Below are 11,108 nucleotides of genomic sequence, written 5' to 3' on the forward strand. Positions count from 1 at the left end.
CCTGGTGGTAGGGCTTGGCACCCTTGAAAGAGGGCAGGAACGAGTGGTGGATGTTGATCGCCTTGCCCGTGAGTTCGCTGCACAGCTCGTCGGAGATGATCTGCATGTACCGGGCCAGGACGGTGAGCTCGATGTCGTGCTCCTTCATCAGGAGAYGAAGGGCGTCCTCCGCCTGGACCTTGGTGTCCGGCGTGACGGGGATGTAGTGGAACGGGATGCCGTAKAACTCCGCCAGGCCCTCAAGGTCCCGGTGGTTGGAGACAATGGCCGGAATGTCGATCGGCAGGGTGCCGGAGCGCTGCAGGAACAGCAGATCGTTCAGGCAGTGGGCCGAGGTGCTGGCCATCAGCAGGGTGCGGACCTTCCGGCCGGCCGGGTTCAGGCTCCACTGCATGCCAAAAGCCTGCGCCACGGGCTCCAGCKCCGCCTGCAGCTCGGCCCGCTCGGCGGCCGTCGTCGCCTCCACCCGCATGAAGAAGGTGCCMGTGCCGTGGCTGCCGTACTGCTGGGAGTCCGTAATATTGCAGCCCGCCACGAGGAGGGCTCCGGCGACGGCGTGCACGATGCCGGGCCGGTCAGGGCAGGACAGAGTCAGGATGTAGGAAGCAGTCAGGTTCTCGTCAGTCACGAAGAACAGCCTACCTGCGCTTCAGGGGCAGTTTTGTAAGCGTTTTGGTAGTGTTAACCCGTCGCAACTGGCGTTGGATGGCTAACCATCAGGGAGCGGCACTCACGAAGACCACGGATCGTACGCCTGGGCCGAGKGTCATGTCTTACCGGTCGGCAGCTTCACCGCTGCCGGGCCGTTGCCGGCGCCCGCTCAGGGTGCCAATCGCCGACGTCGCGTCCCGCTGTCCAGGGGTCCGTCATCAAGGGGCGGTGCAACGGGCCAGCCGGTAGCCTGACCATTAGCCGTACCCGTTGCCTACCAGGAGTTCCTCGTGACTACTACTACCGCCACCTCAGCCGCCGTGAGCAACCAGCCGCTGGCTGAACTCGACCCGGAAATCGCCGCCGTTCTGGCCCAGGAACTGGGCCGCCAGCGCGGCACCCTGGAAATGATCGCTTCCGAGAACTTCGCCCCGCGCGCCGTGATGGAAGCCCAGGGTTCCGTCCTGACCAACAAGTACGCCGAGGGCTACCCCGGACGCCGCTACTACGGCGGCTGTGAATACGTCGACGTCGCTGAGCAGCTGGCGATCGACCGCGTCAAGGAGCTCTTYGGCGCCGAATACGCCAACGTCCAGCCGCACTCGGGCGCGCAGGCCAACGCCGCCGCGCTCGCCGCCATGATCACCCCCGGTGACAAGATCCTGGGCCTCTCCCTGGCCCACGGCGGTCACCTCACCCACGGCATGAAGCTGAACTTCTCCGGCAAGCTCTACGAGGTTGCCGCCTACCAGGTCGAGGAAGACAACTTCCGGATCGACATGGACAAGCTGCGCGAGCAGGCCATCGCCGAAAAGCCCCAGGTCATCATCGCAGGCTGGTCCGCGTACCCGCGGCACCTTGATTTCGCCGCGTTCCGCTCGATCGCCGACGAGGTCGGCGCCCTGCTCTGGACCGACATGGCGCACTTCGCCGGCCTCGTGGCCGCCGGGCTGCACCCGAGCCCGGTCCCGCACTCCGACGTCGTCACCTCCACCGTGCACAAGACCCTCGCCGGCCCGCGCTCCGGCGTCATCCTGGCCAAGCAGGAATGGGCCAAGAAGCTCAACTCCGCCGTGTTCCCCGGCCAGCAGGGCGGCCCGCTCATGCACGTGATCGCCGCGAAGGCAGTGGCCTTCAAGATCGCCGGTACCGAGGAATTCAAGGAACGCCAGGAGCGGGTCCTCGAAGGCGCCAAGATCATCGCCGAACGCCTCGGCCAGGCCGACGTCGCCGACGCCGGCGTCTCGGTCCTGACCGKCGGCACCGACGTGCACCTGGTCCTGGTGGACCTGCGCAACTMCCAGCTGGACGGCCAGCAGGCCGAGGACCTCCTGCACTCCGTGGGCATCACCGTCAACCGCAACGCCGTGCCGTTCGACCCCCGCCCGCCGATKGTCACCTCCGGCCTGCGCATCGGCACCCCGGCCCTGGCCACCCGCGGCTTCGGTGCCKAGGAATTCACCGAGGTCGCCGACATCATTGCCACGGCGCTGAAGTCCGGCGCGGCCACGGATATCGAGGCCCTGCAGGCCCGCGTGGACAAGCTCGCCGCCGATTTCCCGCTGTACCCGCAGCACGAGCAGTGGTAATCAATGACTTCTGCAAAAATGGCTGAAACCGCCCAGATCCTTGACGGCAAGGCTACCGCCGCTGCCATCAAGGCTGAGCTGAAAGAACGCGTGGCCGCACTCAAGGCCATGGGCGTCACCCCCGGACTGGGCACCATCCTGGTTGGCTCCGATCCCGGCAGCACCTGGTATGTCGGCGGCAAGCACAAGGACTGCGCCGAGGTGGGCATCACGTCCATCCGCCGCGACCTGCCCGAGGAAACCACGCAGGATGAACTCCTGGCCGTGGTCCGCKAGCTCAACGAGAACCCGGAGTGCACCGGTTACATCGTCCAGCTGCCGCTGCCCAAGCACATCGACCAGGACGTCATCCTGGAGGCCATGGACCCTGAGAAGGACGCCGACGGCCTGCACCCGATGAACCTGGGCCGGCTCGTGGCCAACGTCAGCGGACCCATGAAGTCCCCGCTGCCGTGCACGCCCAAGGGCTGCGTGGAACTGCTGACCCGGCACGGCATAAGCCTCAACGGCAAGCGCGTCCTCGTGGTGGGCCGCGGCGTCACCATCGGCCGCCCCGTGGGACTCCTGCTGACCCGCAAGGACGTCAACGCCACGGTCATCCTGGCCCACACGGGCACGGTGGACCTGCCGGCCGAACTCCGCCAGGCCGACGTCGTGATTGCCGCCGCCGGCCAGCCGCACATGATCAAGGCCGGGGACCTTAAGCCCGGGGCGATCGTGCTCGACGTCGGCGTCAGCCGCGTCGACGACGGCACCGGCAAGGCCGTGGTCACGGGAGACGTTGACCCCGCCGCGGCCGACGTCGCCGCCTGGCTCTCGCCGAACCCGGGGGGAGTGGGGCCCATGACCCGCGCCATGCTCCTGGCCAACGTGGTGGAAACCGCCGAGCGCCAATTGGCTTCGAAAAGCCACGCCGGGCTCGCCTAGGAATCCGAGCTGATGACAGGGCGCYTGCTTCCCGCGAAGCAGGTGCCCTGCGGCTTTAAGAGCGGGGGCGGCAAGCGGGCGGAACGCCGCGCCTGCCCGCCGGAACGCATAACAGAACGAATACGTCAGGAGTTTTTACGAAAAGACTCTTTCATACTTTGCGGGGATCCACTACCGTGGTGCGGGTGTCCGAACTTGTCTCGAAAGAATCCCCCGTGAGCAGCCCCTCTGACGCCGCTCCGCAGTACGTCATCACCGCCGAAAACCTCACCAAACGCTACGGCGACGTCACCGCCGTCGACGGCATCTCCTTCCGCGTCCCCGCCGGGGAAGCCTTCGGCCTGCTGGGCCCCAACGGCGCCGGGAAGTCCACTACGATGAAGATGATCRGCGGGGTCTCCCAGCGCACCTCCGGCAGCCTGAGCATCATGGGCCTGGACCCCGAGCAGCACGGGCCGGAAGTCCGCGCCCACCTGGGCGTCGTCCCGCAACAGGACAACCTGGACGAGGAATTGAAAGTCCGGGACAACCTGCTGGTCTACGGCCGCTACTTCGGCCTTCCCATGAGCTACCTCAGGCGCAAAGCCGACGAGCTGCTCGAATTCGCCCAGCTCACCGACAAGGCCAACGCCAAGGTGGACGCCCTGTCCGGCGGCATGAAGCGGCGCCTGACGATCGCCCGCTCCCTCATCAACGAACCCCGGATCCTGCTGCTGGACGAGCCGACCACCGGCCTGGATCCGCAGGCGCGGCACATCCTCTGGGACCGGCTGTTCCGGCTCAAGGAACAGGGCGTCACCCTGATCCTCACGACCCACTACATGGATGAGGCCGAGCAGCTGTGCGACCGCCTGATCGTGGTGGACAAGGGCAAGATCATGGCCGAAGGCTCTCCGGCCAGCCTGATCCGCGACTACTCCACGCGGGAGGTGCTCGAACTGCGCTTCGGCTCGGACCGCAACGCGAGCGTCGGCGCGGAGCTCGAAGGCATCGGCGAACGCCTGGAGACCCTGCCGGACCGGGTGCTCATCTACGCCCACGACGGCGAGGCCGCCCTCGAGCAGGTCACCGCCCGGGGACTGCGGCCGGTCACCTCACTGGTCCGCCGCTCCTCGCTGGAAGACGTCTTCCTGCGCCTGACCGGCAGGAGCCTCGTTGACTAAGCCAACGACGACGGCGACACCCGCCCTCCGCGCCCACCCGCCGGAGGTCTCGGCCGCCCGCGCCCGCCGCTGGGGCGCCTTCTACTACGCCGAACAGGTCCTGCGTGTCATGAAGGGCTACGGCTGGACCATCGTCATGTACGGCGTGGGGCAGCCGGTGGCCTATCTGTTCTCGATGGGCGTCGGACTGGCCACACTGGTCGAGGCCAACGGCGCCGGCGCCTTCGGCGGCGTGAGCTACCTGACGTTCATCGCGCCCGCCCTGCTGATCTCGGCCGCCGTCATGACGGCCGCCAATGAGTTCACCTTTCCGGTKATGGACGGCTTMAAGTGGCGGCGCGTCTACTACGGCCCGCACGMCTCGCCGCTGACGCCGKAGCAGATCGCCGGGGGCCAGGTCATCGCCGTCACTGTCCGCTTCCTGCTGCAGTCGGCCCTCTACTTCGCCGTCGTCGCCCTGTTCGGGGCCGCGCCCGGCACCTGGGCCTGGGTGTCCATCCTCATCGCCACGCTTGCCGGCCTGTCCTTCGGGCTGCCGCTGATGTCCTATGCGGCGACGATMCGGAATGACAAAGGCCAGTTCGCCATGGTCATGCGGTTCATCGTCATGCCGCTGTTCCTGTTCTCCGGCACGTTCTTCCCGCTGGACACGCTTCCGCTCGGCGTCCGCTGGATCGGCTGGATCTCGCCGATCTGGCACGGCACCGAACTTGGCCGCGTGGTCAGCTACGGCTACGAGGAAGAGCCGTGGCTCACGGTCGTCCACCTGGTCTTCCTGCTGGGCCTCGCGGCCGCCGGCTGGGTCCTGTCCAAGCGCCAGTTCGCCAAAAGGATGGCCTCATGAGCGTTCTTACCGGAAGTTTCAATGCGGGGGACCACAGCGTCACGGACGCCGCACGCCGCCGGCGTTTCKGGCCCATGTACTCCCGCAACGTCCGCGCCGTCGTCGCCCGCGGGCTCATGGCCACCAAGAGCAGCAACTGGATGGTCATGGTCTCCGGGTTCTTCGAGCCCGTGCTGTACCTGATCTCCATGGGTGTGGGCCTGGGCGCAATCGTGGGGTCCGTCCAGGGCCCCGGCGGGCAGGAGATCAGCTACGCCGCGTACATCGCGCCGGCACTGCTGGCGGTGTCCGCCATGAACGGCGCCGTCTACGACTCCACCTGGAACGTCTTCTTCAAGATGAACTTCGCCAAGCTGTACCAGGGCATGCTCTACACCTCGCTGGGGCCGCTGGATGTCGCCATGGGCGAGATCTTCCTGGCCCTCCTGCGCGGGACCATGTACGCCACCGGCTTCACCGCTGTGATGGGCGTGATGGGCCTCATCACCACGCCATGGGCCATCCTCATGATCCCGGCCTCGGTGCTGATTGCCTTCGGCTTCGCGAGCTTCGGCATGGGGGTCACGAGCTTCATGAAGACGTTCCAGCAGATGGACTGGATCAATTTCGTGATGCTGCCGATGTTCCTGTTCAGCGCCACGTTCTACCCGCTTAGCGTCTACCCGCAGTACATCMAGTGGCTCATCCAGGCCATGCCGCTGTGGCACGGCGTGGAACTGCTGCGCCAGATCAGCGTCGGCGTGTTCACCCCGGCCACCGCCGTGCACGTCGGCTACTACCTCGTCATGATCGCCCTCGGCGTCACGCTCACCACGGGCCGCCTGCGCCGGCTGTTCCTCACCTAAGGAGATCCCATGATCGGACAATGGCACGCACTCGTCATCGACTGCGAGAACCCGGACATGCTCGCAGGCTTCTACCAGGAGTTGCTGGGCATGATCCGGGTGCAGGAGGACCCGGACTGGATTTCGATCGKCGACGCCGCCGACCGTCCCGCCGTCGCCTTCCAGCGCGTGGACAGGCTGGTCCGGCCGCAATGGCCCGACGCCGAGCACCCGCAGCAGATGCACGTGGACGTGAAAGTCGCCGACCTCGACGCCGGCGAGGCCGAAGTCCTCCGGCTCGGCGCCGCGCGCCTGGCAGGCGGCGGGGAATCCTTCCGGGTGTACACCGACCCCAGCGGCCATCCGTTCTGCCTGGTTCTTTCCTGAACTGCCTGGCCCGGGMCGCCTGAACTGAGCCGCGTAGCCTGAGCCGCGTGGCCTCAGCCGCGCCGTGCGGGGCGCCTCTCTGGGGCTCCTTCGCGTCTCTCAACGGCGGGGGCGGCGTTCGCCCGGGGTGGAAGCGCCCCGGGCGGCGTGCCCGTTTGCGATAATAGGCTCATGCAATCTCTGGGTAGCTCCGCGTCCTCGTCCACCACGGCCACGGGCCGGTTCTCCACGTTCCGCATCAGCGGGCCGGGGATGCTGGTCTTCATCATCGCGTTCACKGTCGCCGTGATCTTCGCGGCCAACCAGAACGACGTCGTGGGCTGGCTCGTGGCGATCATCGCCGGCGCCTGGCTGGCGCTGGCCTCGTTCGTGGTGTTCAGCATCCAGCGGGCCGCCAAGCGGGCCGCGGCCAGGCTCGACGAGGCCCAGAACGCCTTCAACGCCGCCACGGGGCGGGCGCCGACGGCCAGCAGCGTGGACCATGGCGGCACCCGTGTGGTCAGTGAAGGCCTCCCCGCGGAAAGCGTGCGGGACATGAAGCTTGACCACTCCTTCAAGATCGTCCAGGTTCAGGTGCGCGTCGTCGAACAGGAGCGTGCCAAGGGCGAGGCCGCGGACCAGGACACGATCCGCCGGGCCCTGGAGACCATCGAGATCACCGCGACCAACGCGCGGGACATGATCAAATCCTCGGCCGGCGGCGACGAACCCGTCAGCGGAACCATCATCGACTAGAGTGGATCGGGTGAGCTCGGCATTGAAGAAGGACCACCTTCGCATCGCATCAGTCAACGTCAACGGCCTGCGTGCCGCCTATAAGAAGGGCATGGCGGAGTGGCTTGAACCGCGCGAGGTGGACATTCTGTGCCTCCAGGAGGTCCGCGCGCCCGATGCGATMGTCCAGGAGCTGCTCGGCGAGGGCTGGTTCATCCTGCACGCCGAGGCCGAGGCCAAAGGCCGGGCCGGCGTCGCCATCGCTTCGCGCGAAGAGCCGCTTGCCACCCGCGTAGGCATCGGGGATGACTACTTTGCCACCACCGGACGCTGGGTCGAAGCCGACTACACCGTCCGCAACGCGGAGGGCGAGGCATCGCAGCTTACCGTCGTGAGCGCCTACGTGCACTCGGRCGAGGCCGGCACGCCCAAGCAGGATGACAAGTTCCGTTTCCTGGACGTCATGATCAAGCGACTGCCCGAACTCACCAAGCACAGCGACCACGCTCTCGTCGTCGGTGACCTCAACGTCGGCCACACGGAGCTGGACATCAAGAACTGGAAGGGCAACATCAAACGTGCCGGCTTCCTGCCGGAGGAGAGGGCGTATTTTGACCGCTTCTTCGGCGAGGAAATCGGCTGGAAGGATGTTCACAGGGGCCTGGCGGGAAACGTCGACGGCCCCTACACTTGGTGGTCGCAACGGGGCCAGGCCTTCGACAACGACRCCGGCTGGCGCATCGACTACCACATGGCCACGCCCGCTCTCGCTGCTGCCGCAGTGTCAGCCGTTGTTGACCGGGCATCRTCCTGGGACACACGCTTCTCCGACCACGCCCCGCTGGTAGTGGACTACCGGCTCTAGTTTTAAGGCTTCCACGAATGACCTCTACTTCCACTGTGACCGACGCCGGCGTCGCTCCTGACCCTGAGACAGCCGCCGGCAAAGCCGCTCCGGCCACCACCGGTGCCCGTCACCGCATCCTCTCGGGCATGCAGCCCTCCGCGGACTCCCTGCACCTGGGCAACTACCTCGGCGCCCTCGTGAACTGGGTCCGGATGCAGGACGAGTACGACGCCGTCTTCTTCATTCCGGACCTCCATGCGATCACTGTTCCGCAGGATCCCGCCGAGCTGGCCCACCGCACCCGGGTCACGGCCGCGCAGTACATTGCCGGCGGCGTGGACGTGGACAAATGCACTCTCTTCGTCCAGTCCCAGGTGCCGGAGMACGCCCAGCTGGCGTGGGTCCTCAACTGCATCACGGGTTTCKGCGAGGCGTCCCGGATGACCCAGTTCAAGGACAAGGCCGTCAAGCAGGGCTCAGACCAGGCCAGCGTCGGCCTGTTCACCTACCCCATCCTGCAGGCGGCGGACATCCTGCTGTACCAGCCGCACGGTGTCCCCGTGGGCGAGGACCAGCGCCAGCACGTCGAACTGAGCCGTGACCTCGCCCAGCGGTTCAACACCCGCTTCGGCCAGACGTTCACGGTGCCGCAGCCCTTCATCCAGAAGGAATCCGCGAAGATCTACGATCTGCAGCACCCCACCGCCAAGATGTCCAAGTCGGCGGAGTCTCCTGCAGGCCTGATCAACCTGCTCGACGATCCCAAGGTCACCGCCAAACGGATCAAGTCGGCCGTGACGGACGCGGAGACCGAAATCCGGTTCGACCGCGAGACCAAGCCGGGCGTGTCCAACCTCCTGACCATCTACTCGGCGATCACCGGGCAATCCGTTGACGCCCTCGTCGGCGCCTATGAGGGCAAGATGTACGGCCACCTCAAGGTGGACCTCGCCGAGGTGGTCACCGAACACCTGACGCCGATCCGGAACCGCGCCAATGAGCTGCTGGACGATCCCGCGGAGCTGGACCGGCTGCTGGCCCTCGGCGCGGACAAGGCCCGCGAGATCGCCGCGGTCACCCTGCGCGACGTCTACTCCAAGGTGGGTTTCCTGCCGTACGCCGGCGCCCACGGAGTCCGCTAGGTCAATGTCCTCCGTCAGCAAAGTCACCGCGAAAGCCCCCACGTCAAACGGGCAGGCACGCAGCGAAGGCATTAGCATCGGCGTGATCCTGAGGTTCCCGGCGGACATCGCCGAGGAGCTTCAGCGCTGGCGGGCGTCCTTCGGGGACCCGATGGCCGCCGTCGTCCCTGCCCACATCACGCTGGTCACCACCACCATGACGCAGGACTGGGACGCGACCTGCGCCCACGTCCGGGACGTGGCCCGCCGGCAGAAGCCGTTCACKGTGACCATCGCGGGGACCGGGTCTTTCCGCCCGGTGTCCCCGGTGGTCTTCCTGAACGTGGAAGACGGCTTCGGCKAATGCGTGAACCTGCACCGTCAACTGCAGTCCGGTCCCCTGGAACGGGAGCTGCCCTTCGACTACCACCCGCACGTTACCGTGGCCCACGACGTCGCCCCGGAAAGCCTCGATGAGGCCGAAACGGTCCTGAAGGATTACTCGGCCACGTTCCCGGTGGCTAGCATGGGACTTTACGAGCACGATGACAACGGCATCTGGCAGCTACGGGAAGAGCTTGACTTTGGGACCAAACTCGACGACGACAGAGGCCAGGACGGCACCGCAGACGCCCGCTAAGCCGCCGCTTCCCACCGACCTGGCCGGGCTGAAGCTGGAAGTGATCCGGAAAAGGGTCGACTGGGGCCGGGTACGACGCTCCGGCGGCGGATGGATTGCCTCGCTCATGGCGATGGTGGCATGGCTGCTGGCCAAGATCAATGCGCTGCTGCCCGTGCGGGCCTACACGCACTACCTCCGCCAGCGCGGCCCGTTGTTAAGTGCCGGCATCGGGTTCAGGATGTTCTTCTCCATCACAGGCCTGTTGGCCACCGGATTTTCCATTGCCGGCCTCGTCCTCAGCGAACATCCGGCCCTGCTGGACCAAGTCATCAAGAGTGTGGCCGCCGCCGCGCCCGGCCTGTTGCAGGTCGACGGCAGCGCGGGGCTGGTTGATCCCTACCAGCTGCTCAACCCCGCCAGCCTCGGCTGGGCCGCCGGGATTGCCGCCATCGTCACGGTATTCACCTCCCTGGGCTGGATCAGCGGCATCCGCGACGGTGTGCGGGGCATGATGCGGCTCGGCCCGCTCGTGATGAATCCGATCCTGCAGATACTCAAGGACGTCGGCACGCTGCTCCTGATGGGCGTAGCCCTGGTGGTCAGCTCGGCAGTCTCCCTGATCTTCGGCACGGCGGCCGGCTGGGTGGCCCAGCAGCTGGGCCTCGACCCGGTGGTGGCCGGGCCCCTGACGACGTCCATCACGATCCTCGTGCCGCTGCTGCTCGGCTGGGGCACCGCCCTGATCATGTACCKGGTGGCCGCGGGGCTGAAACCGGCCCGCCGCTCACTGCTCGAGGGGACCACCCTCGCCGCGATAGGCGCCACCGTGCTGCAGATCTTCAGCACCCAGCTGCTGGCCAGTGCCGGCAAGAACCMGATTCTGGCGCCGTTCGCCATTATCATCGGCCTGCTGATCTGGTTCAACCTGGTCAGCCAGGTCTACGTGATCTGCGCCGCGTGGGTGGCGATCCGGGAGGAAGACCTTAAATCGCAGCCCGTCTCGACGACCACCGGGTGGGGCGCCCGGCGCGTCCAGCCCGGCAAAACACCGGTGGAGTCACCGGCTGARCCGCGGGCACGCCGCAGGGTGCTGCCCGCCGCGTTCAGGCGTCGAGGTACTGGTCGGCCCACGCCGAAATAATCTTCGCGGCACGCGCCGCCTGCCCCTTACCCGTCAGGAGGTGGTMGCTGCCCTCCAGCGAGACGAAGCTGCGCGGGTGGCGTGCCGTCCGGAAGATGGTGCTGGCGTTTTCGATCCCCACCGTGTTGTCGGTGGGGGAGTGCAGCACCATGAGCGGCTTGTGCAGCTGCCGGATGCAGTCCGTCAGGTCCGCGTTTTCCAGATCCTCGACGAAGTGACGCCGGATCTCCACACGCTTGCCGCCAAGGTCCACCTCGGCGCTTCCCTCCTCCAGGATC

At 66.8% G+C, this 11,108-nt stretch carries 13 protein-coding genes; 11 read left to right on the forward strand and 2 right to left on the reverse strand.

The window, feature by feature from the left end; translation table 11 throughout:
* Positions 1-628 (reverse strand): formyltetrahydrofolate deformylase (locus AC1DBQ_RS17915; RefSeq protein ID WP_476929799.1); only part of this gene is annotated, 628 nt, incomplete at its 3' end.
* 313 nt (positions 629-941) lie between these two features.
* Between AC1DBQ_RS17915 and glyA the strand changes: the two genes are divergently transcribed.
* The 11 genes from glyA to AC1DBQ_RS17970 all read left to right on the forward strand — a co-directional run bounded on the left by glyA (position 942) and on the right by AC1DBQ_RS17970 (position 10,830).
* Positions 942-2,240, forward strand: a complete 1,299-nt coding sequence (glyA, locus tag AC1DBQ_RS17920) for a serine hydroxymethyltransferase (protein ID WP_476929800.1) — start codon at positions 942-944, stop codon at positions 2,238-2,240.
* Positions 2,241-2,258: 18 nt separating this feature from the next.
* Positions 2,259-3,167, forward strand: a complete 909-nt coding sequence (locus tag AC1DBQ_RS17925) for a bifunctional methylenetetrahydrofolate dehydrogenase/methenyltetrahydrofolate cyclohydrolase (RefSeq protein ID WP_476929809.1) — start codon at positions 2,259-2,261, stop codon at positions 3,165-3,167.
* A 215-nt stretch (positions 3,168-3,382) separates the two neighbouring features.
* Positions 3,383-4,330 (forward strand): ABC transporter ATP-binding protein, encoded by a 948-nt coding sequence (locus AC1DBQ_RS17930; protein ID WP_476929801.1) that lies wholly within the window; start codon positions 3,383-3,385, stop codon positions 4,328-4,330.
* Positions 4,323-5,174, forward strand: coding sequence for an ABC transporter permease (locus tag AC1DBQ_RS17935; RefSeq protein ID WP_476929802.1), 852 nt, complete (start codon positions 4,323-4,325; stop codon positions 5,172-5,174). The genes AC1DBQ_RS17930 and AC1DBQ_RS17935 overlap by 8 nt, the downstream gene beginning before the upstream one ends.
* Positions 5,171-6,019: an ABC transporter permease gene (locus tag AC1DBQ_RS17940; RefSeq protein WP_476929803.1), complete on the forward strand. Its 849-nt coding sequence runs from the start codon at positions 5,171-5,173 to the stop codon at positions 6,017-6,019. Before AC1DBQ_RS17935 ends, AC1DBQ_RS17940 begins: the two co-directional genes overlap by 4 nt.
* Positions 6,020-6,028: 9 nt before the next feature.
* Positions 6,029-6,385 carry a VOC family protein gene (locus tag AC1DBQ_RS17945; RefSeq protein ID WP_476929804.1) on the forward strand — a complete coding sequence of 119 codons (357 nt, stop codon included), beginning with the start codon at positions 6,029-6,031 and terminating at the stop codon, positions 6,383-6,385.
* Positions 6,386-6,556: 171 nt separating this feature from the next.
* Positions 6,557-7,120 carry a hypothetical protein gene (locus tag AC1DBQ_RS17950; protein ID WP_091250891.1) on the forward strand — a complete coding sequence of 188 codons (564 nt, stop codon included), beginning with the start codon at positions 6,557-6,559 and terminating at the stop codon, positions 7,118-7,120.
* Positions 7,121-7,130: 10 nt separating this feature from the next.
* Positions 7,131-7,964, forward strand: a complete 834-nt coding sequence (locus AC1DBQ_RS17955; RefSeq protein WP_476929805.1) for an exodeoxyribonuclease III — start codon at positions 7,131-7,133, stop codon at positions 7,962-7,964.
* Between the two features lie 17 nt (positions 7,965-7,981).
* Positions 7,982-9,088, forward strand: a complete 1,107-nt coding sequence (gene trpS, locus AC1DBQ_RS17960; RefSeq protein WP_476929806.1) for a tryptophan--tRNA ligase — start codon at positions 7,982-7,984, stop codon at positions 9,086-9,088.
* Positions 9,089-9,092: 4 nt separating this feature from the next.
* A complete protein-coding gene (locus AC1DBQ_RS17965) occupies positions 9,093-9,707 on the forward strand; it encodes a 2'-5' RNA ligase family protein (RefSeq protein ID WP_476929807.1) in 615 nt (204 codons plus the stop codon).
* Positions 9,652-10,830 (forward strand): YihY/virulence factor BrkB family protein, encoded by a 1,179-nt coding sequence (locus AC1DBQ_RS17970; protein WP_476929810.1) that lies wholly within the window; start codon positions 9,652-9,654, stop codon positions 10,828-10,830. Before AC1DBQ_RS17965 ends, AC1DBQ_RS17970 begins: the two co-directional genes overlap by 56 nt.
* Here AC1DBQ_RS17970 and AC1DBQ_RS17975 read toward each other — a convergent pair.
* Positions 10,793-11,108, reverse strand: a 316-nt coding sequence (locus AC1DBQ_RS17975) for an alpha/beta hydrolase family protein (RefSeq protein WP_476929808.1), incomplete at its 5' end; no start/stop codon positions are given. The genes AC1DBQ_RS17970 and AC1DBQ_RS17975 overlap by 38 nt on opposite strands.

It is taken from the genome of Arthrobacter sp. 10T413_2 (assembly GCF_056394205.1).